The organism is Amycolatopsis regifaucium, from assembly GCF_001613935.1.
In the GTDB taxonomy this organism is placed as follows: Bacteria; Actinomycetota; Actinomycetes; order Mycobacteriales; family Pseudonocardiaceae; genus Amycolatopsis; species Amycolatopsis regifaucium.
In genome coordinates this window covers 159,838-179,120 of the sequence record NZ_LQCI01000034.1, presented here as the reverse complement: position 1 = coordinate 179,120, position 19,283 = coordinate 159,838, and the positions used below count along the sequence as shown (strand labels likewise).

At 70.1% G+C, this 19,283-nt stretch carries 20 protein-coding genes; 11 read left to right on the top strand and 9 right to left on the bottom strand.

Translation table 11 applies throughout. The annotated features are described in order from the left end of the window. Nucleotides 1-30: 30 nt before the first annotated feature. From AVL48_RS24615 to AVL48_RS24595, 5 genes are read right to left on the bottom strand one after another with little or no spacing between them, the layout of a single operon-like run. Nucleotides 31-855 carry a class I SAM-dependent methyltransferase gene (locus tag AVL48_RS24615; RefSeq protein WP_061986734.1) on the bottom strand — a complete coding sequence of 275 codons (825 nt, stop codon included), beginning with the start codon at nucleotides 853-855 and terminating at the stop codon, nucleotides 31-33. Further along, nucleotides 852-1,232: a VOC family protein gene (locus tag AVL48_RS24610; protein ID WP_061986737.1), complete on the bottom strand. Its 381-nt coding sequence runs from the start codon at nucleotides 1,230-1,232 to the stop codon at nucleotides 852-854. Before AVL48_RS24610 ends, AVL48_RS24615 begins: the two co-directional genes overlap by 4 nt. 42 nt (nucleotides 1,233-1,274) lie before the next feature. After that, nucleotides 1,275-2,012, bottom strand: a complete 738-nt coding sequence (locus tag AVL48_RS24605; RefSeq protein ID WP_061986739.1) for an FAD:protein FMN transferase — start codon at nucleotides 2,010-2,012, stop codon at nucleotides 1,275-1,277. Beyond that, on the bottom strand, nucleotides 2,009-2,428 hold the full coding sequence (locus AVL48_RS24600) for an FMN-binding protein (RefSeq protein ID WP_061986741.1): 420 nt from the start codon (nucleotides 2,426-2,428) through the stop codon (nucleotides 2,009-2,011). The genes AVL48_RS24605 and AVL48_RS24600 overlap by 4 nt, the downstream gene beginning before the upstream one ends. Before the next feature lie 18 nt (nucleotides 2,429-2,446). Continuing rightward, complete coding sequence (locus AVL48_RS24595) at nucleotides 2,447-3,793, bottom strand: ferredoxin reductase family protein (protein WP_061986882.1); 1,347 nt, start codon at nucleotides 3,791-3,793, stop codon at nucleotides 2,447-2,449. A gap of 145 nt (nucleotides 3,794-3,938) precedes the next feature. On the opposite strand from AVL48_RS24595, the gene AVL48_RS24590 reads away from it, so the two are divergent. Together AVL48_RS24590 and AVL48_RS24585 are read left to right on the top strand one after the other, a co-directional pair. Beyond that, nucleotides 3,939-4,634 (top strand): response regulator transcription factor, encoded by a 696-nt coding sequence (locus AVL48_RS24590; protein WP_061986884.1) that lies wholly within the window; start codon nucleotides 3,939-3,941, stop codon nucleotides 4,632-4,634. Next, the gene (locus AVL48_RS24585) at nucleotides 4,631-6,067 is read left to right on the top strand and encodes a sensor histidine kinase (RefSeq protein WP_061986742.1); all 1,437 of its coding nucleotides are present in this window, start codon (nucleotides 4,631-4,633) and stop codon (nucleotides 6,065-6,067) included. The genes AVL48_RS24590 and AVL48_RS24585 overlap by 4 nt, the downstream gene beginning before the upstream one ends. Before the next feature lie 79 nt (nucleotides 6,068-6,146). Here AVL48_RS24585 and AVL48_RS24580 read toward each other — a convergent pair whose 3' ends face one another. After that, entirely contained in the window at nucleotides 6,147-6,800 is a 654-nt protein-coding gene (locus tag AVL48_RS24580) for a pyridoxamine 5'-phosphate oxidase family protein (RefSeq protein ID WP_061986744.1), read from the bottom strand. A gap of 89 nt (nucleotides 6,801-6,889) precedes the next feature. Here AVL48_RS24580 and pdxR point away from each other — a divergent pair, with 89 nt between their 5' ends. Next, the gene (gene pdxR, locus AVL48_RS24575; protein ID WP_061986746.1) at nucleotides 6,890-8,251 is read left to right on the top strand and encodes a MocR-like pyridoxine biosynthesis transcription factor PdxR; all 1,362 of its coding nucleotides are present in this window, start codon (nucleotides 6,890-6,892) and stop codon (nucleotides 8,249-8,251) included. A 104-nt stretch (nucleotides 8,252-8,355) separates the two neighbouring features. Next, on the top strand, nucleotides 8,356-9,165 hold the full coding sequence (locus AVL48_RS24570) for a zinc-binding dehydrogenase (RefSeq protein ID WP_061986748.1): 810 nt from the start codon (nucleotides 8,356-8,358) through the stop codon (nucleotides 9,163-9,165). 6 nt (nucleotides 9,166-9,171) lie between these two features. Here the strand turns inward: AVL48_RS24570 and AVL48_RS24565 are convergent, their stop codons facing one another. Both AVL48_RS24565 and AVL48_RS24560 read right to left on the bottom strand, forming a co-directional pair. Further along, nucleotides 9,172-9,714, bottom strand: a complete 543-nt coding sequence (locus AVL48_RS24565; RefSeq protein WP_061986750.1) for a DUF3515 domain-containing protein — start codon at nucleotides 9,712-9,714, stop codon at nucleotides 9,172-9,174. Nucleotides 9,715-9,733: 19 nt separating this feature from the next. Further along, a complete protein-coding gene (locus AVL48_RS24560; protein ID WP_061986752.1) occupies nucleotides 9,734-9,967 on the bottom strand; it encodes an Lrp/AsnC ligand binding domain-containing protein in 234 nt (77 codons plus the stop codon). A gap of 133 nt (nucleotides 9,968-10,100) precedes the next feature. On the opposite strand from AVL48_RS24560, the gene AVL48_RS24555 reads away from it, so the two are divergent. From AVL48_RS24555 to AVL48_RS24545, 3 genes are all read left to right on the top strand, one after another. Further along, entirely contained in the window at nucleotides 10,101-11,057 is a 957-nt protein-coding gene (locus AVL48_RS24555; RefSeq protein ID WP_061986754.1) for a thiamine-phosphate kinase, read from the top strand. Nucleotides 11,058-11,185: 128 nt separating this feature from the next. After that, nucleotides 11,186-11,656 carry a GNAT family N-acetyltransferase gene (locus AVL48_RS24550; RefSeq protein WP_061986756.1) on the top strand — a complete coding sequence of 157 codons (471 nt, stop codon included), beginning with the start codon at nucleotides 11,186-11,188 and terminating at the stop codon, nucleotides 11,654-11,656. Nucleotides 11,657-11,814: 158 nt separating this feature from the next. Then, entirely contained in the window at nucleotides 11,815-12,492 is a 678-nt protein-coding gene (locus tag AVL48_RS24545; protein WP_061986757.1) for a uracil-DNA glycosylase, read from the top strand. Nucleotides 12,493-12,644: 152 nt separating this feature from the next. Here the strand turns inward: AVL48_RS24545 and rpmB are convergent, their stop codons facing one another. Beyond that, complete coding sequence (gene rpmB / locus AVL48_RS24540; protein ID WP_007031450.1) at nucleotides 12,645-12,836, bottom strand: 50S ribosomal protein L28; 192 nt, start codon at nucleotides 12,834-12,836, stop codon at nucleotides 12,645-12,647. 133 nt (nucleotides 12,837-12,969) lie between these two features. On the opposite strand from rpmB, the gene AVL48_RS24535 reads away from it, so the two are divergent. The 4 genes from AVL48_RS24535 to AVL48_RS24520 all read left to right on the top strand — a co-directional run bounded on the left by AVL48_RS24535 (nucleotide 12,970) and on the right by AVL48_RS24520 (nucleotide 19,281). Beyond that, a complete protein-coding gene (locus tag AVL48_RS24535; protein ID WP_061986759.1) occupies nucleotides 12,970-14,553 on the top strand; it encodes a DAK2 domain-containing protein in 1,584 nt (527 codons plus the stop codon). A 4-nt stretch (nucleotides 14,554-14,557) separates the two neighbouring features. Continuing rightward, nucleotides 14,558-16,711, top strand: a complete 2,154-nt coding sequence (recG, locus tag AVL48_RS24530) for an ATP-dependent DNA helicase RecG (RefSeq protein ID WP_061986761.1) — start codon at nucleotides 14,558-14,560, stop codon at nucleotides 16,709-16,711. A gap of 99 nt (nucleotides 16,712-16,810) precedes the next feature. Further along, a complete protein-coding gene (locus AVL48_RS24525; protein ID WP_061986763.1) occupies nucleotides 16,811-17,191 on the top strand; it encodes an effector-associated constant component EACC1 in 381 nt (126 codons plus the stop codon). After that, a complete protein-coding gene (locus tag AVL48_RS24520) occupies nucleotides 17,188-19,281 on the top strand; it encodes a caspase, EACC1-associated type (protein ID WP_061986765.1) in 2,094 nt (697 codons plus the stop codon). Before AVL48_RS24525 ends, AVL48_RS24520 begins: the two co-directional genes overlap by 4 nt. Nucleotides 19,282-19,283 lie beyond the last annotated feature (2 nt).

Here is a 19,283-nt window from a genome sequence, read left to right as displayed (position 1 = left end):
TCGCCGGGCCTGGGACAAGCGTTCAGTCCTCTAAATGCGTTTGACGGCTTCGATGGTGAAGCTCGCCGCCAGCCGCTGGGGATCCTTCGTCAGCCGCCATTCCTCCGTCGCGGCGTCCAGGGTCATGAAGCCGGGCAACGCGTTCCACGGCACGCTGTCGTGCTCCACCAGCCGGGTCAGCGTCAGGCCGGCATCGAGCAGCGACATGACGATCTCGCCAAGCCCGTGGTTCCACTCGTGCGCCCGGTTGTGCCGGAACTCCACGTCGGTGTCCACATAGGTCCCCGGCTCGTCGAACACCAGCGGTTCGGCCTGCTCGAAGTACGGATAGTGCGGCGTGATCAGGGGCTGGGTCTCGTCGAGGGTGCCCAGCATCGGGTGCATGTCCCGGATGAACAGCCGCCCGCCCGGCTTGAGCAGCGAGCCGACGACCTGTCCCCAGCGGGCGATGTCGGGCAACCAGCAGATGGCGCCGATTCCCGTGTAGACGAGGTCGAATTCCCCGGTGCCCAGTACGTCGGCGGCACTGTACACATCGGACTCGTAATAGTCGATCTCCGCGCCCGCCTCGCCGGCCAGCCGTCGCGCGATCTCCAGCGCGGCCGGGGAAAAATCGAGTCCGGTCATCCGCGCCCCGAGCCGTGCCAGGGAAAGCGTGTCGGTGCCGATATGGCACTGCAGATGCACTCCGCGCAGGCCGTCGATCTCACCGAGCAGCGGCCGGTCGAAGCGGACCACACCGCTGAGGTGCGCGGGGTCCTGCACGAATCGTTCGTAGCCATAATCCGCCGACGCCGCGTGCGCCGGGGCGCGTTCGTCCCAGTTCGCCCGGTTGACGGTCACGTAGTCCGTCATGAAGTGGCTGCCCTTTCGGCGGCGCTGCGCAGCACGCAGAATTCGTTGCCTTCGGGGTCGCCGAGGACGGCCCAGCCGGTGCCGTCGGGATTGCGCCGGTCGTGCAGGAGGGTCGCGCCGAGCTTCAGCAGACGCTCGACCTCCTCGTCGCGCGGGATGTCCGGCTGGAGACAGAGGTGGATCCGGTTCTTCACCGTCTTCGGCTCCGGGACCTGCCCGAAGAACAGGGTCACGCCGTTGTCGAGTTCGATGATCGCTTCGGGGTCTCCGGGCCGATCGTCGTCCGCCATCGGCTTGCCGACGACGCCGCTCCAAAACCGCCCCAGTTCGTAGGCGTCGGCGCAGTCGAAGAAGAAATTCTGTACGACAGAGGTCATGACGCCGCAGTCTGCCCGAGCCCGAGGAACCCGGCCAACGGTTTAACCGAGCCGAAGCCCCGGCGACCGGTGCACCTGCCGTTCCGCGTCGATGACCAGCACCTGGCAACCCGGCTGCGACGCGACCCAGGAGATCCCTTCGGTCCCCATCGCGAAAGCGGCCGTGGCCAGGGAATCCGCCGTGACAAGGTCGTCGGCGACGACCGTGACACTCAGCAGCCCGGTGGCCGGGAGCCCGGTCCGCCCGTCCAGGATGTGCGCGCCGCGCTCGTATTCCGCCGACGTCGCGACGGCACCGCCGGACGACTCCACCACGGCGCAGATCGCGTCCGGCTGTTCGGGATGCCGGATGCCGACCCGCCAGGGGCGGCCGGGTTCCGGTTCACCGGAGGTGACGACGTCCCCGCCCGCGTTGATACAGAAGACGTCCAGCCCTTCGGCCCGCAGCAACGCCGCCGACCGCCGCACCGCCCAGCCCTTGACCACCGAGTTCGGGTCGAGCCGCCGTCCGGGCAGCCGGGCGGTGAACGCCCCGCCGGACAGCCGTTCGTAGTGGTCGCACAGCGAAAGGACCTCGAGCAGGTCGTCGCTCAGTTCCGACGGCGCGAGTTCGCCGCGGTCGTAGCGGCAGACCTCGCTGCCTGCCTTGAACGGGCTGAACCGGGCGTCGACCTCGCGCAACCAGCCGAAGACGCCGTCGACAGCGAGCTCGGCGAGGTGGCCGCCCGCCCGGACGTCGACCGAGACCGGTAGTCCCATCACCTGCTCGACGCGGTTCATCTGGCGTCCAGTGCCGCCTGCAGCGATTTGACGTACGACTCGCTCGTGGCCGTCGCCCCGGAGACGGTGTCGATGTCGGCGCTCTGCGCGGTCAGCGTCTCCTCCTGCAGCACGGGGATCGCGGCGACCCCGCGCCCGCTGGCCGGTCGTTGCAGCAGCCGCACTTCGGCGATCCTGTCCTCGGCCGAGATCACCAGCCGTACCTGGACGGTGCCGTAGCGGTTGCTTTCGACCGAGCCGTCCAAGGTGCGTTCCGCACCCTCGGAGGCGCCACCGTCCGAAGTGGACCTGCTCGGCGGTGCGGGTGCGGCGACGGCCACGGTTTCCGAGCCGAGCGGATCCGGTTCGTACAGCCAGACACCGAGGAAGCCGGCGGCCGAAAGGGCGACCGTGGCGGCGACGATGGTCTTCTTCATGATCGGGGACTCCCTGGCTCAGGCGGCGAGGCTGAAGCGTTCGGCGTGGACCTGCTGACCCGGCACGCGCAGTTCGCGCAGACTGCGCAACGTCGCCGAGGTCATCCCGGGCGGACCGCACACGAAGACGTCCCGGTCCGCCACGTCCGGCACCATCCGCCGCAGGTTGTGCGGCCCGAGCACCGGACCGTGCGGACCGGCCGGATCGGACGGTCCACTGAGGACCCGGACGACCGCGCCGCGCGCCCGTGCCAGCCCCATCAGTTCCGGCAGCAGGACGGCGTCGTTTTCGCCGCGCACGCGGTAGAGCACCACGACGTGCCCGGAGATCTCCTCCAGCAGCGCGCGGATCGGCGTGATCCCGACCCCGCCCGCGACCAGCAGCGCGTCCGGTTTCCGTTGGTGCATCGTGGTGAACGCGCCGTACGGCCCTTCGGCGAACACCCGCGTGCCGACCTTCAGCGAACGCAACGACGCACTGCCGTCACCGGCCGCCTTCGCGGTCAGCCGCAGGGTGCGGCCGTCGGGCGCGGCGGACAGCGAGAACGGGTTGGCCTGCCACCAGCGATCCCTGGTCATGAAGCGCCACAGGAAGAACTGTCCGGCCTTCGCGGGCATTTTGTCGAGGTGTTCGCCGGTCATGTACACCGAGACGACGTCGTGGGATTCGGGGACCACGGCGACGACCTTCAACCGGTGGCGCAGATTCCGCGCCAGCGGCAGTACCACGCGGCCGGCGAGCACCGAGCCGAGCGCGACACCCCACAGCGCCCACCAATAGGCCTGTGCCCCCGGCGACGACGTGAACGATCCGCCCAGCGCGATCTGATGCGTGAACGCCAGCACGACCGCGGCGTAGGCGTAGAGGTGGATGAAGTGCCAGGTCTCGTACGCCAGACGACGTCGGGCGAAGCGCGCGGAGACGGCGCCGACGAGCAGGATCAGCGCGAACGCGACGACAGCGCGCAGGATCCCCTCCAGTTCGGTCACCATCGTGACGAACTCGTCCCCCACGCCGTTGTCCTCGACCTGCGCGTAACCGAAGACGATGAAGACGAAATGGGCGAGCAGCGTCCACAGCAGGCCGAACCCGGTCCAGCGGTGCCAGCCGGTGAGCCGGTCCATGCCGAGACGGCGGTCCAGCCACGGCAGCCGGGCGACCAGCAGCAGCTGGAACGCCATCGCCAGCGCCCCGTACAACCCGGCGAGCCTGCCGATGCCGATGAGGACGTTGTCCGAGGGCCCGGCGGAGAAGAACAGCATGGTCACGGCGGCCACGTTGGCCCCCAGGAAGGTGAAGAGCCCCGCACGTGCCGCGATCCTGGGACGGATCGCCGGGCGCGGTCTCACGGCGGTCTGCGTCATGGTGGTCACACGTGGTCCCTTCCGGTCCGGTTCAATACCGACCCTGCGGTGCCAAGCTGTGACCTGTCTGGGCGGAACCTGTCGGCTTGCTGTCGGATGGGTTCCCGCCTCGCCCTCGCGCGCGCGTTCACGGAGGATGGGCCTCGTGCACACCGAGAACCCCGTCCGCCTGCTCGTGGTGGACGACGAGCCGCATATCGCCGACCTGGTGGCCACCGTCGCCAGGTACGAAGGCTGGGAAGCCGTCACCGCCGGCTCTGGCGAGGCCGCGCTCGAACGCGCCGCCGAATTCGCGCCCGACATCGTCGTGCTCGACCTGATGCTCCCCGGGATCGACGGGTTCACCGTGCTGGACAAACTCCGCGAGGCCGGGACAGCGGTGCCCGTCGTCTTCCTCACCGCGAAGGACGCGACCGCGGACCGCGTCGCCGGGCTGACCCGGGGCGGCGACGACTACCTCGTCAAGCCGTTCTCGGTCGAGGAACTGATGGCGAGGCTGCGCGCGGTCCTGCGGCGGAGCACGAACCAGGCCAAGGCGGCGCTGTTGCGGGTCGGCGACCTGACCCTGAACGAGGACACCCGCGAGGTCGCGCGCGGCGGCAAACCCGCCGAGCTGACGCCGACCGAGTACGAACTGCTGCGCTACCTCATGCGGCGTTCGCCCTCGGTGCTGTCGAAGGCGCAGATCCTCGACCACGTGTGGGAGTACGACTTCGGCGGCCGGTCCAATGTGGTCGAACTCGTCATCTCGCACCTGCGCCGCAAACTCGACGACGGTGACGAGCCGCTGATCCACACCGTGCGCGGCGTGGGGTACGTGGTCCGGCGGGCGGCGCGATGAAGGTGCTGCGCCGGTGGTACGACGCCTGGCGCTCCTCACGGCTCGGTACCCGCCTGGCGCTGGGGCTCGGCGTGCTGGCGCTGGTCGTGTTCGCCGTCGTCGGCACCGTGATGGTCGGCATCATGAAGGGTTATCTGAACGACCGGCTCGACGAGCAGCTCGCCAAGACCCAGATCAGCCAGGTCCCGTCGCTGCGGACCACGCACGGTGGGAAACCGCAGCAGTCCTACGGCTGGTTCTCGGCGGTGTTCTCGGTACAGAACGGCGACGCGCTGCCGCAGGCGGGCGGCTCCCTGCCAGCGGACACGAAGGCGCTCGAAAAGGTCGCCGAGGACGCGACGCGGACCGAGGTGCTGCGCACCGTCTACATCGAGGACAAGGGCACCTATCGCGTCCGGGCCTGCCCGATCGAGCCGAGCCAGAACATCGTGCTGGTCAGCGCCGCGCCGCAGGCGGAGCTGGACCGGACGGTGAACCAGCTGGTGATGGTGGAGGTCGTCGCGTTCCTGCTGGCGCTGGCGGTGCTGGTGATCGCCGGACGGCTGGTGCTGCGGCGCGGGCTGCGGCCGCTGAGCGACATGGCCGGGACGGCGCACGCCATCGCGTCGCACGATCTCACCACGAACGCCGATCTTCCGGTGCGCGCCAGGGCCAACGGCGGCGGCGCCGAAGTTGAGGAACTGCGGACGGCGTTCAACGTGATGCTGGCGCACCTCGATTCCTCGCTGGCCGCGCGCCGGGAGGCGAACGAACGGCTCCGGCGCTTCATCGCCGACGCCTCCCACGAACTGCGCACCCCGCTGACGTCGATCCGGGGCTACGCCGAGCTTTTCCGGTACGCGGCGGCGAACGAACCCGCCGAACGCGAAGCACACCTGTCGAAAATCCGGGAAGAGACCGAGCGGATGAGCGTGCTCGTCGACGACCTCCTGTTGCTCGCCCGCCTCGACGCGCCGGAGACCGAAGCGCCGCTGCGACTGGTCGACGTCGACGTCGCCGAGCTGGTCACCGACGCGGGGGAGGCCTTCGCCGCCGGTCGCCCGGATCATCCGCTGACCGTCGGCCCGCTACCGGAAGGTGTTGTCCTGCAAGCCGATCCGGTGCGCCTGCGGCAGGTGCTGGACAATCTGCTCGCCAACGCCGCGGTGCACACGCCGCCGGGGACGGCGGTCACGCTGTCGGCTTCGGCCTCGGATTCGGAGGTCGTGCTGCGAGTGAGCGACGTCGGCCCGGGGATCCCGCCGGACGCGCGGGAACGGATCTTCGACCGGTTCTACCGGGTCGACACCGCCCGCACCCGCGGCAACGGCGGGACCGGGCTCGGGCTTTCCGTGGTGCTCTCGCTGGTCTCCGCGCACGGCGGGACGATCGACGTCGCGAGCGGGCCGGGGTCGACGACGTTCACCGTGCGGCTGCCACGCGACCGCCCGTAACCCTCCAGCCCGCGCTATGAAGGACGCTTTCCTTGCAAATTTCGCAAGGAAAGCGTCCTTCATTGCACGTTGGTGAGCGCTACCCGACGCGCCGCTTCACGTGATCCGGCACCGTCCACTCCGAAGCCAGGTCCGCCGACGGCTCCGGCTCCCCGAACACGGTCCGCACCGGCAGTACCCCCGCCCACGAGAGATCCGCCGCCACCTCGTCCTCGGGGTCGTCGGGACCTTCGCCGCGCATCTTCACCGACGCCTCGGTGAGGTCCAGTTCCAGCACCGAAACCGACGCGAATTCCTTCGCGTTGACGTCTCGCGCGTGCTCCCACGAGCCGGGCGCGAGGTGGTCGGTCAGCACGCGGAGGCCGTGCATCTTCCGGTCGGCGTCGGTGACCGCCCTCGCCGTGCCCAGGATCACCGCGCTGCGGTAGTTCATCGAGTGGTTGTTGATCGAGCGCGCGTAGACGATGCCGTCGAGCAGGGTCACCGTGACACAGACCTCGACGCCGTCGGAGTCGCGCATACTCCTCGCGCCGGTCGATCCGTGCAGGTAGAGCGTGTCCCCGTCGCGGCCGTAGCCGGTCGGGATGACCAGCGGGAAGCCGTCGCGCACGACGCCGAGATGGCAGATCAGGGCTTCGTCGAGCACCGCGTACAGCGCCGGGCGGTCGGTGAGCGCGCGGTTCTTCTTGCGGCCGAGCGTGGTTCGGTCGGTGGGAGAGAGCGGGGTGGACATGGGAGCAGTCTCACCCACCAGAGTGGCCTGTAATAACGGCCAATTCTCCTATACTTGAGAAGGCCACTTCCGGAAGTGTGGAGTACAGCATGTCCGACACCGCCCTGCCGGTCAGCCTCGACCGCGATTCCGTCGTCCCGCTCGCGGTGCAGCTGGCCGACGCCTTGCGCGCGGCCGCCGGCGACGGGCACCTGCGTGGCGGCGACAGGCTGCCCTCGACCAGGGCGCTCGCGCACCGGCTCGGCGTCAGCCGCACCGTGACGTCGGCGGCGTACGAGCAGCTTCACGCCGAGGGCTGGATCGCGGGCCGCCACGGCTCCGGCACCTATGTCACCACCACGCCGCCAGCGGACAGATCATCGAAAGGTCCGGTGCCCGGCATCCCCGCCACGCCGCCCACACTGGTCGACCTCACCCCGGGCGTGCCGTGGGCCGACGGACTCGAGAAGGCGGCCTGGCGCCGCGCGTGGCGGGCCGCCGCCGATCCACGGCCGACATATCGCGAGGACAGGTCCGGTCTGCCCGCGTATCGCGACGCGGTGTCCGAACATCTGCTGCGGCACCGGGGCCTCGCCGCCGGAACGGTGCTGGCCACCGGCGGTACGACGGCGGCGGTGATCGAACTCGCGGGCGCGGTCCTCGCCCGCGGCGACCGGGTCGCGATCGAGGAGCCGGGTTACCAGCGCGCCGTGCAGGCGTTCCGCCGGGCGGGGCTGGAGGTCGTCCCCGCCCGCGTCGACGAAGAGGGCCTGCGCCCGGACGCGATCCCGGCCGGCGTCCGCGCCGTCTACTGCTCGCCCGCGCACCAGTACCCGCTCGGCAGCCGGATGAGCGCGTCCCGCCGGGTCGAGCTGGTCGAACTCGCCCGAGCCGAGGGCATGCTGGTGATCGAGGACGACTACGACGGCGAGCTGCGGTTCGACGTCGCGCCACTGCCGTTGCTGGCCGCGCTCGCCCCCGACGTCGTCGCGCATCTCGGGACCACGAGCAAGATCCTGACCCCGGCGCTGGGCGCGGGCTGGATGGTCGCGCCGCCGCCGGTCGCGGCGGCGGTGCTGGAATACCGGGAGGCGACCGGAACGCGTCCGTCGCCCGCCGGTCAGCGGGTGCTCGTCGAGCTGGCGCGGCACGGCGATCTGGGGCGCCACTTGCGAAAGCTCCGGCGAGAACTGTCGGAACGCCGGTCGCTGGTTTCGGACGCCTTGACCTCGGCTGGGATCCCGGTGCTCGGCGACGACGCGGGGGCGCATCTGGTCGTCCCTTGTGGATCGGCGCCCGAGGAGGCGGCGCGGCTGGCGGCGGCGGAACGCGCCGGGATCCGGCTCGACGGTCTCGCCCGGCACTTCGCCGGGACACCGACGGTGTTCGGGAATCTCATCGGTTACGCGGGTTGTTCGCGAGAAGCGCTCCAGTCCGCGTTGAAACCGCTGCTCTCCCTGCTCGGCGGTTGATCTTGACCTCCAGTTCGCTGGAGGTCGTACTTTGCGCTCATGCAGCAGATCAGAGTGTCCCGCTTCGGCGACCCCAGCGTCCTCGAACCGGTCGAGTCCCCGGCGTGTTCGCGATCGAGCCGCCGTACGTGCCGGGCGGCGCGGTGGCGGGCACCGTCGACGCCGTGGGAGCCGGAGTCGACGAGACCTGGCTGGGCAAGCGGGTCATCTCCCATGCGGCGGGCGGCTACGGCGGGGGATACGCGGACACGGTCATCGCGCGGCCCGACGACACCTTCCCCATCCCCGAAGGCCTCGATTCCCAGCACGCCGTGGCCCTGTTCGACGACGGCAGCACCGCGCTGGCCCTGCTGGAGAAGACCCCGGTCCAAGCGGGGGAGCGGGTGCTGGTGGTGCCGGGCGTCGGCGGTCTCGGCAGCCTGCTGGTGCAGCTCCTGCGCGCGGCGGGGGCCACCGTCATCGCGGCGGTCCGCGGCGCGGACAAGGCGGCGATCGCCCGGAAACTGGGTGCCGAGCCGGTCGACTACTCGACGGCCGACTGGACGGGTGAAGTGCTCGCGCGCACCGGAGGCCGACGGCTGGACGTGGTGTTCGACGGCGTCGGCGGCGAACTGGGCGCGGCCTCACTCGCGCTGCTCGGGAACGGCGGCCGGTTCTCCGGCTACGGCATGTCCAGCGGCGCGGAGACCGTGATCGGCGACGCCGACCGCGCCCGGCTGACCCTTGTGGACATGGCGCAGCTGGTCGGTTTCTGGCCAGAGACGCCGCGGCGGGTGCGCGAAGTGCTGCGGCTGGCCGCCGACGGCGCGCTGACGCCGGTCATCGGCCGGACGTACCCGCTGGCGGAGGCGGCCGCCGCGCACTCGGACATCGAGGCGCGGCGCTACACCGGGAAGAGCCTGCTCCTGCCCTGAGGAGGCTCAGAAGCGCAGCGGTACCGCGGGGAGGTTGGCGGCGATGACGTCCGAAATGGTCTGGAGCGGCCCCGTCCCCGCGGTGTTCGGCACGGTGAGTGCCGTGTAGACGGGGCGGTCCACCACGAACCACGTCGCGGTGTCCTCGCCCTCGACCTGCAGCCATTGGACACCGTTGATCGTCCGCAGTCGCGACGTCGGGGTCAGCTCCGGCGGCTTGCCGAGCCCGCACCGCAGCACCACCGGGTCGCCGGTGCCCCAGCCGACCGTCGCCTCGGGGGCGGGGTCGGCCAGCTTCCGCCGGACCAGGGTATTCCCGGACGACGTGAGCTCGTGCGGCAACGCGCCGACGAGCTTCGCGCACTCGGGCGAGCCCGACTGCGGCGCCGGGACCGGGACGAGCGGAAGGGGGCCGTCGGCGGCCGGGGCGCCGGAATCCGCGCCCCGGGTCAGCCCGAAGACGGCCACGCCCGCGACGAGCAGGATCGCCAGGCAGGCGGCCGCGATCAACAGTGGTTTCGGGGGAGCGCCGGTGTCCGTGTCAGCCACCGGACCACTACACCACCTCTTACAGATTCACCACAGGGCAGGTCAGGGTCCGAGTGATGCCCTCCACGTTCTGCACCTTGGCGACCACGAGCTGGCCGAGCTGATCGACGGTGTCGGCCGCGGCCTTGACGATGACGTCGTAGGGACCGGTGACATCCTCCGAACTGGTGACACCGGAGATGGTGGAGATCTCCGCGGCGACCGCGGCGGCTTTGCCGACCTCGGTCTGGATGAGGATGTATGCGTGGACCACGGCGCGCCCCTTCGTAAAAGTCGGCTCAAGGTAGGAACGTTGTAGCAACGTATCGCCAGCCCCGGGAAAAACCTAGGGCTTCCGACTATCGGTGATCGACATTTGTCCGGACAAGGGAAAGTGGAGGTGACGGGTGTCACCGAATGACGGCACGGTCGCCGGGACCGGTGAATTCCGGCTGATCGAAGCGGTGACGGCCGGCCGGAAACAGCCGGAGACGACCCTGCTCGGACCGGGGGACGACGCGGCCGTCGTGGCCACCCCGGACGGCCGGACGGTGGTGTCCACCGACGTTCTCGTGCAGGGAGTGCATTTCCGTCTCGACTGGTCCAGCGCCGAACAGGTCGGGCGCAAGGCGGTCGCGGTGAACCTCACCGACATCGCCGCCATGGGCGCCCGCCCGACGTCCGTCCTCATGGGATTCGCCTGCCCGCCGGACACCGAGACGGCGCTCGTCACCGAACTCACCCAGGGCATGTGGGCCGAAGCCGACCGCGCCGGCGTCGGCATCGTCGGCGGCGACATGGTGCGAGCCGACCAGATCGTGATCAGTGTCACCGCTTTGGGTGACCTCGGTGGCCGGGAACCGGTGACGCGGTCCGGCGCGCGTCCCGGCGACGTCGTCGCGGTCTGCGGGCGGCTCGGCTGGGCGGCCGCCGGACTCGCCGTGCTCGGGCGGGGTTTCCGCTCCCCGGTCAGCGTGGTCAACGCGCAGCGCTGCCCCGAACCGGACTACGAGGCCGGGATCCGCGCGGCCGACGGCGGCGCGACCTCGATGATCGACGTCTCCGACGGCCTCCTGTCCGACCTCGGCCACATCGCCACCGCCTCCGGCGTCGGGATCGACGTGCGGACGGCCGATCTCGACGTGTCGAGCAGGCTGACCGAAGTCGGCACCGCGCTCGGCGCCGACCCGCTGAAATGGGTGCTGACCGGCGGTGAGGACCACGCGTTCGCGGCCACCTTCCCGCCGTTCGGCGACCTGCCGGAGGGCTGGTCGGAGATCGGCGTCGTGACCATGCCGGACTCGGGAGTGACCGTGGACGGGAAGCGGTACGGACACGACAGCGGCTGGCAGCACTGGCGCTAGGAGCGCGTCCGACGCCACGAGAGCGGAAGGGCTCGGGCGTGCCGACCCGACAATCGGCGGGGACTTCGATCGACATGAGCGCGCATCGACGGTGGGGATCGGCTCCTGCACTCGCTAATCTCGCGCTCATGGACATTCGCGTGCTGCCCTACGAGCACCCCGACGCGGTGAAACTGCTGGCCGAGGCCCAGCTCGAGTTGGCGGCCAGGTACGGCAGTGAAGACGTGACCCCGATGGACGCCGCGCAGTTCGCCGCGCCGCGGGGGCTGTTCCTGACCGCGTACCTGGACGACGTCCCGGTCGCGTGCGGCGCGTGGCGATCACACGACAGTCCTGAGCCGTTGGTTCCCGGTGACGCCGAGATCAAGCGCATGTACGTGACGGCTTCGGCGCGGGGACGCGGGCTCGCGCGGGCGATCCTCGCCGACCTGGAGCGGACGGCCGCCGAGGCCGGACGGCGGCGCATGGTCCTGGAGACGGGGGACAAACAGCCGGAAGCCATCGCTCTGTACGAGTCGGCGGGCTATCGGGAGATGCCGGGCTTCGGGTACTACAAGGACGAGCCGGAAAGCATCTACTACGCCAAGTCGCTGGTCTAGGGAGAAACACCGTGCCGATCTCCGCGTTGGGCCGGATGGTCGGCGCGGGCGCGGTTCTCTCATATGGGTCCTATGTGGACAATGGGCGGATCGTGCTCGGCGGCTCGGTTCAGGGTCGAACTCCGCCGTATCGAGTGACGTGAGTAAGCTCGCACGCCGTGACCGCACGACCGCTGCAGGACATCGTCGAAGCAGGCTGGGCGCAGGCCCTCGAACCGGTGGCGCCGCAGGTCGCCGCGATGGGGGAGTTCCTCCGCGCGGAGATCGCCGCGGGCCGGACCTACCTCCCCGCGGGGGAGCACGTGCTGCGGGCCTTCCAGCAGCCGTTCCATGACGTGCGGGTGCTGATCGTCGGACAGGACCCGTACCCGACGCCCGGGCACGCGGTCGGGCTGAGCTTCTCGGTGGCGCCGGACGTCCGGCCGATCCCGAAGAGCTTGATCAACATCTACAAGGAGTACTGCGAGGACCTCGGGCACCCGTTGCCGTCCAACGGCGACCTGACGCCGTGGGCCGAGCAGGGTGTACTGCTGCTCAACAGGTCGCTGACGGTGCAGCCCGGGAAATCGAACTCGCACCAGGGCAAGGGCTGGGAAGCGGTCACCGAACAGGCCATCAAGGCCCTGGCCGCGCGGGACGAGCCGATGGTGGCGATCCTGTGGGGACGCAACGCGCGGAACCTGAAGCCGATGCTGGGGAAGGTGCCGTGCATCGAGTCGGCGCACCCGAGCCCGCTTTCCGCGCACGCCGGCTTCTTCGGCTCGCGTCCCTTCAGCCGGGCGAACCAGCTGCTGGAGCAGCAGGGCTCGGCGCCCGTGGACTGGAAGCTTCCCTAGCCTTCACGAGCTGGCGCTTGTGACTGCAGTTACCGGTGTGACTTCTGAGATTTCGCCAGGGTCTGTGAAGGCCTCCTTCCCTACCCTCAAGGTAGGGAAGGAGGCCTTNNTGGGTGCTCCGAAGAGCACCCGCCATTCCCCAAAAACCCGGCTCAGCCGCGAACGACCTTGCCCGCCTTGATGCACGAGGTGCAGGCGTTCAGGCGCTTGCGCTGGGACAGACCGATCTTGGCGTGAACAGTCTGGATGTTCGGGTTCCACCGGCGGTTGGTACGCCGGTGGGAGTGCGAGACCGACTTGCCAAAGCCCGGTCCCTTGCCACAGACGTCGCACACGGCAGCCACGTCGAACTCCTCTGGATCTGGGACAAAGAATGACGCGCCCAGCATGCTGGGCAACTCGACCATAGTAACCAGTGGCTCAGCGGCCTCCGGCACCGGGTCGATACCCTCGCTGGAACAGGTAGGAGGTTACGGGGTGCGGGTGCTGGACGTGGCGGCGGTGTCGGCCTGGTCGGCTGCCTGTGTGCACAGCCTGTCGGTGCTGCGGCCGTCGATCGACGGCATCAACGTCTACCCGGTCGCCGACTCCGACACCGGCTCCAACCTGCTGTTCACCATGACCGCCGCCCGCGACGCGCTGGCCTCGGCCGAGCCGGAGGACACCGCCGAGGCGCTGTCGGCCTTCGCCAAGGGCGCGGTCGCCGCGGCCAAGGGCAACTCCGGCGTGATCATGTCGCAGGTCGTGCGCGGGATCGCCGAGACGGCGGCCGGCAGGGAACTCGACGGACCGGGGCTCGCGGCGGCGCTCGAATGCGCCGACAGGGCGGCCACGGGGGCGGTGAGCCGTCCGGTCGCCGGGACCATTCTGACCGTCCTCCACACCGTCGCCGCCGCAGTCCGCGACGCGACCGGGTCACTCGAAGAGGTGGCCGCGACGGCGGCGCGCGTCGCCGCCGAAGCGCTGGAAGAGACCCCGAAACAGCTTCCCGTCCTGGCCGTGGCCGGGGTGGTCGACGCGGGTGCTCGCGGCCTCGTCGCGGTCCTCGACGCGCTTTCCGGCGTGATCTCCGGCGGCGTCACCGAACCGGAGCATCCGCTCGAAGCCCATCACCATCACACGATCGAGGCACCGACGGCCTGGGAGGTCATGTACCTCCTCGACGGCGTCGACGAGAAAAGCCTCCCCGCCCTGCGCAAGACCCTCAGCGGGCTCGGCGACAGCGTCACCGTCGCGGGCGACGGCGCGGGCGGTTTCGCCGTCCACGTGCACTGCGCGGACATCGGCGCGGCGCTGGAGGCCGGGATCGCGCTGGGCCGCCCCCGCAAAGTCCGGGTCGAGCCGCTGATCACGCCGACACCGGTCGAGGTCGGCGCCGGGATCGATCGTTCGGTGGTCGCCGTGGTCCACGGCGGACCGCTGGCGGAACTGCTGCGCGCGGAGGGCGTCGCGGTGCTGTCCGTGCCGCAGGGGGGCTCGCCGACGGTCGAGGAGATGCTGGGCCTGATCAACGAGGCCGCCGGGCACCACGTCACCGTCCTCCCCGGTGGACGGCGGCTGACCGCGGCGGCGGACGCGGCGGCGGGCCACGCGATGGCCGCCGATCGCGACGTCGTCGTCATCCCGTGCGTTTCGCCGGTCCAGGTACTGGCCGCGCTGGCCGTGCACGATCCAGGTCGCCGCACCAACGACGACGTGGTCGCGATGGCCGAAGCGGCCGCCGCGACCAGGCGTGGCGAACTGCGGATCGCGCAGGAGGAATCGCTAACCTGGGTGGGCAGGGCGCAGGCCGGTGACGTCGTCGGCCTCGTGGACGGCGAGGTCGTGTTGATCGAGCCCGCGCCCGCCTCGGAGACGAACCTGGTCGCGGCAGCGGTCAGCGTGCTGAACCGGATGCTGGCCCTCGGCGGGGAACTGGTCACCGTGCTGACCGGGGTCGACGCGCCGGTCCGGCTTCCCGGTGAGCTCGCCGATCAGCTCCGCCTGGAACATCCCGAGATCGAGCTGACGAGTTACGCCGGCGGCCAGTCCGACGCCGTGCTGCTGATGGGGGTGGAGTGACCGCATGACGAACCTGCGCGCGGACCTCAAGCTGGTCGTGGGCGCGGCGACGGCGAAGGCACTCGCCAACGGCCTCAAGATCGAGACGGTCAGCGATCTGCTGCGCCACTATCCGCGCCGCTACGCCGAACGTGGCCAGCTCACCGACATCGCCGGACTCGAACTGGGTGAGCACGCGACCGTGATGGCGCGGATCGAACGCGTCACCAAGCGCCGGATGAAGTCGCGCAGCGGCACCCTGCTGGAAATGGTGATCACCGACGGCAAACGCCGTCTGCAGTGCACCTTCTTCAACCAGGCCTGGCGCGAAAAGGAACTGGTCCCCGGCAAGAACGGTCTCTTCGCGGGCAAGGTCACCGCCTTCCGCGACGTGCTGCAGCTGGCGAACCCCGAGTACGAACTGTTCGACGCCGATCGGCAAGCGGAGGCGATGGACGACTTCCTCGCCGAGATCATCCCGGTCTACCCGGCGGCGCAGGGAATCCCGACGTGGGTGATCGCCAAGGCCGTCCGGCAGGTGCTGGACGTGCTCGAGGTCGACGAGGACCCGATGCCGACGGAACTGCTGGCCCGGTACGGCCTGCCCAGCCTGGAAAGCGCGCTCCGCGGCATCCACCGCCCGTCGAGCTGGGAGGCGCTGAACTCCGCGCGCCACCGGCTCAAATGGGACGAGGCCATGGCGGTGCAGCTGATCTTCGCGCAGCGGCGGCATTCCCTGGTCTCCCGGCCCGCGAAAGCCTGCCCGCACACCGATGGCGGCATCCTCGACGCCTTCGACAAACGGCTCCCGTTCGAGCTGACGGCGGGGCAGCGCGAGATCGGCGACGAGATCGCCCGCGACCTCTCGACCGAGCATCCGATGAACCGGTTGCTGCAGGGCGAGGTCGGTTCAGGCAAGACCGTGGTCGCCTTGCGCGCGATGCTGCAGGTCGTCGATTCCGGGCGGCAGGCGGCGATGCTGGCGCCGACTGAGGTGCTCGCCGCGCAGCACGCGCGCTCACTGCGCGAGATGCTCGGCGACCTCGGGCAGGCCGGCGAACTCGGCGGCGCGGAGAACGCGACCCGGGTGACCCTGCTCACCGGTTCGATGGGCGCCAAGGAACGCAAGAAGGCCCTGCTGGAGACCGTCAGCGGCGAGGCGGGGATCGTCGTCGGCACGCACGCGCTGATCCAGGACACGGTGTCCTTCGCGGACCTCGGCCTGGCCGTGGTCGACGAGCAGCACCGCTTCGGCGTGGAACAGCGGGACGCGCTGCGCTCCCGAGGTGCCGACGAGACCAGCCCGCACGTGCTGGTCATGACGGCGACGCCCATCCCGCGCACCGTCGCGATGACCGTCTACGGCGACCTGGAGATCTCCGCGCTGCGCGAGATGCCGGTCGGGCGGTCACCGATCAAGACGTCGGTCGTGCCGGTCGCGGAGCGGCCCGCGTGGCTGGACCGGGCCTGGCAGCGGGTCCGCGAGGAATGCGGCAAGGGACATCAGGCCTACATCGTCTGCCCGCGGATCGGTGACGAACCGGCGTCGGACAAGGGCGACAAGCGGCCGGCGCTCGCGGTGCTCGAAGTGGCGCCCGAACTGGCCGAAGGTCCGCTGAAGGGGCTGAAGATCGGGGTCCTGCACGGCCGGATGCCCAGTGACGAAAAGGACGCCGTGATGCGGGCGTTCTCCGCGGGCGACCTGGACGTCCTCGTCGCGACCACCGTGATCGAGGTCGGCGTGAACGTGCCGAACGCGACCGCGATGGTGATCATGGACGCGGACCGGTTCGGCATCAGCCAGCTGCACCAGTTGCGCGGCCGGGTCGGCCGGGGCAGCGTGCCGGGGCTGTGCCTGCTGGTCACCGAAACCCTGGACGGGACGACGACCCGCGAGCGGCTCGCGGCCGTCGAGTCCACAACGGACGGTTTCGAACTGTCCAGAATGGACCTCGAACTCCGCCGTGAGGGTGACATCCTCGGCGCCGCGCAGTCGGGCAAGAAATCGACCTTGAAACTGCTGTCGCTCCTGCGTGACGAGGACGTCATCGCCGAGGCGAGGGCCCGTTCGTTGGAAATCGTCGGAAAGGATCCGGCCTTGGGGAATTTCTTGGGGCTCGCGCATATGATCGCCGACGTCGTCGACGAAGAGCGCGTGGAGTATCTGGAAAAAAGCTGACACGCGGATCTCTGCCCGATCGGACCTTGTCGGCGGGCGGGCGGAGGCGTTCCCTTGTTCTGCACAGTCACGTTCTGTGCGGGCGAGGGAGGGTGCGGAATGACCTCAGCGGTGCGGGTCCAGCTCGGTGAGGACGGGGCCGACGCCGAGCGGGTCGATCAGCTCACGGGATACCTTCGCGGGGAGCTGCTCGAACGCGGCGTCGCCGAGGTCAAGGCGTTGCCCGCCGGTCCGGCGCCGCCCGGCTCGCGTGGATTCGACGTCGCCACGGTGGGTGGGCTGCTGGTCACGCTGGGGCAGTCGGCGGGCGGCCTGCGCACGATCGTCGCGACCGTGCGGGAATGGCTCTCGCGCGGTGGCCGGGTGAAGCGCACGGTGCGCCTGGAAATCGACGGTGACGTGCTGGAGCTGTCCGAAGCGAACAGCACCGACCAGGACAAACTCGTCGATCTCTTCGTGAGCAGGCATTCGGGCTCATGACCGGCGAGCGGCGGGCCCTGATCATCGCCAACGGGGAGTACGACAACCCCGGGCTGAGCGCGTTGCGGTCCCCGGCAGCCGATGCCGAGGCGCTCGCCGAAGTCCTCGCCGATCGCAACATCAGCGAGTTCGACGTCCAGGTGGTGCGGGACGAAACCGCGCACGTGATCGCGAGCCGGGTCGAGGATCTGTTCGCCGACAGCGCGCCGGACGACGTCCTGCTGGTGCACTTTTCCTGTCATGGCTTGAAAAGCGAGTCGGGCGAGCTGTTCTTCGCCGCCCGCAACACCCGGCCGGAACGACTGGCGTCGAGTGCCGTGCCCGCCGATTTCGTCCAGCGCTGTCTGCGGATGAGCCGGTCGCGCAGCATCGTGCTCCTGCTGGATTGCTGCTACGGCGGGGCTTTCAGCCAGGGGGTCGCGGTGCGCGCCTCCGGTGAGGCGGGGGTTTTCGACGCCTTCCCCGGCGGTGGCTTCGGTGGCCGCGGCCGCGCGGTGATCACCGCGTCGAACTCCATCGAGTACGCCTTCGAGGGCGATCACCTCGCCGACGACCACGCCCGGCCGTCGGTGTTCACCTCGGCGCTGGTCGACGGGCTCCGGACCGGCGACGCGGACCGCGACGAAGACGGCTGGATCGCGCTCAGCGAGCTTTACGACTACCTGTTCGACAGCGTCCGCGAGCGGAATCCGAATCAGACGCCCAGCCGTGACATCGAAATGCAGGGCGAGCTGTACCTGGCCAGGAGCAGGCGCCGCCGGATCAAGCCGTCACCCGTCCCGGCCGATCTGCGCGCCGCGAGCGAGGATCCGAACATGTTCACCCGCCTCGGCGCGGTGACGGAACTCCAGCGACGGCTCATGAGCGAGAACCTCTCCGTCGCGATCGGCGCCCACGAAGTCCTCACCACGATGGCGCAGAACGACATCCAGCACATCGCCGACGCGGCGGGCGCGGCGCGGGAGGAAGCGCGGGTGCGCACCGAACCCGAGGTGCTGCGCTTCGGCCAAGTCGTCCGAGGATCGCGGCCGGAGGCGCGGATCCGGCTGGCCGGACCGCCGATCGCACGGGCCTGCCGGTTCGCTTCGTCGCATTCCTGGCTGCAGGTGACCGAAGCCGCCGACGGGGCCGAAGTTTCGCTGGACCTCGCGGAGATCGGGCCGTTCGACGGGCAGGTCACCGTGACCGGGCCCACCGGGGAGGTGGAGGTGCGAGTCGAAGGCGAGGTCATTCAGGAACCGGAGACGCGACCGACCCCTGAACCGGAGCCCGGACCCGCGCCCGTGCCGGAACCGAGGCCGGTGCACGCTCCCGCGCCGACGCCCGAGCCCGCCCGGCGCCCCACACCGCCCGCCGAAACGGGGCCCTCTCGGACGAAACGTGACCCGTTCGCGGTCGCCGCCGCCCTGTTCGCGTTCGCGTCCGCGGTGTACCTGGTGATCATCGCTTTCCCGCTCAGCAGCAGTGTGGAGGACTTCTTCGAGGACGGCGGCTGGACCATCATCCCGCTCGGCGCCCTCGCCATCGGTGCGGGAATCGCGATGCTCACACCGAAAACGCGCCGGATGACCGGGCCGGGGCTGGTGTGCGGGCTGGCGCTGCTCTCGATGATCCCGTTCGGCCCGGTCGCCCTCGTGATCGCGGACGGCTGTCTGCTCGTCGCGGCCGTCTGCGCGCTGGTGTCGGTGCGACGTGACCGGAGTTTCCGGCTTGAGATGGGAAAACCACAAGGCGCACTGACTGTGGCGGCTCTCGTTTCCGGGATCTGCGCCACGCTCGGGCTCGTGATCCAGGCGGCCGGACTGTTCGGCTACTCCTCGTCCCGGGCCGACGAGGGCGCGATCTACGTCATGGTCGCGGTGGTCCTCCTGATCGGCACCGTGCTCGGCGGCTTCCTGCGGCCGGTGGCGTTCGGCGTCGCCTTCCTCGGCGGGGTGTCCGGCGGCGGGTTCGCCATGGTGTGCGCGCTGTTCTACGCGTTGCCGAGCACCGGCGTGGCCTACGTGGGCTGGGTGATGGCGCTATCGATGACGATCACGTTCACCCTCGTCGTCGCCTTCGCCGCGCGCAAGGCATCGGCGGAGAACTGACG

Coding starts and splice junctions, on each gene's coding strand:
- AVL48_RS24615 (WP_061986734.1), bottom strand. CDS start 855: ATGACGGACTACGTGACCGTCAACCGGGCGAACTGGGACGAACGCGCC.
- AVL48_RS24610 (WP_061986737.1), bottom strand. CDS start 1,232: ATGACCTCTGTCGTACAGAATTTCTTCTTCGACTGCGCCGACGCCTAC.
- AVL48_RS24605 (WP_061986739.1), bottom strand. CDS start 2,012: ATGAACCGCGTCGAGCAGGTGATGGGACTACCGGTCTCGGTCGACGTC.
- AVL48_RS24600 (WP_061986741.1), bottom strand. CDS start 2,428: ATGAAGAAGACCATCGTCGCCGCCACGGTCGCCCTTTCGGCCGCCGGC.
- AVL48_RS24595 (WP_061986882.1), bottom strand. CDS start 3,793: ATGACGCAGACCGCCGTGAGACCGCGCCCGGCGATCCGTCCCAGGATC.
- AVL48_RS24585 (WP_061986742.1), top strand. CDS start 4,631: ATGAAGGTGCTGCGCCGGTGGTACGACGCCTGGCGCTCCTCACGGCTC.
- AVL48_RS24580 (WP_061986744.1), bottom strand. CDS start 6,800: ATGTCCACCCCGCTCTCTCCCACCGACCGAACCACGCTCGGCCGCAAG.
- pdxR (WP_061986746.1), top strand. CDS start 6,890: ATGTCCGACACCGCCCTGCCGGTCAGCCTCGACCGCGATTCCGTCGTC.
- AVL48_RS24550 (WP_061986756.1), top strand. CDS start 11,186: ATGGACATTCGCGTGCTGCCCTACGAGCACCCCGACGCGGTGAAACTG.
- recG (WP_061986761.1), top strand. CDS start 14,558: ATGACGAACCTGCGCGCGGACCTCAAGCTGGTCGTGGGCGCGGCGACG.
- AVL48_RS24525 (WP_061986763.1), top strand. CDS start 16,811: ATGACCTCAGCGGTGCGGGTCCAGCTCGGTGAGGACGGGGCCGACGCC.
- AVL48_RS24520 (WP_061986765.1), top strand. CDS start 17,188: ATGACCGGCGAGCGGCGGGCCCTGATCATCGCCAACGGGGAGTACGAC.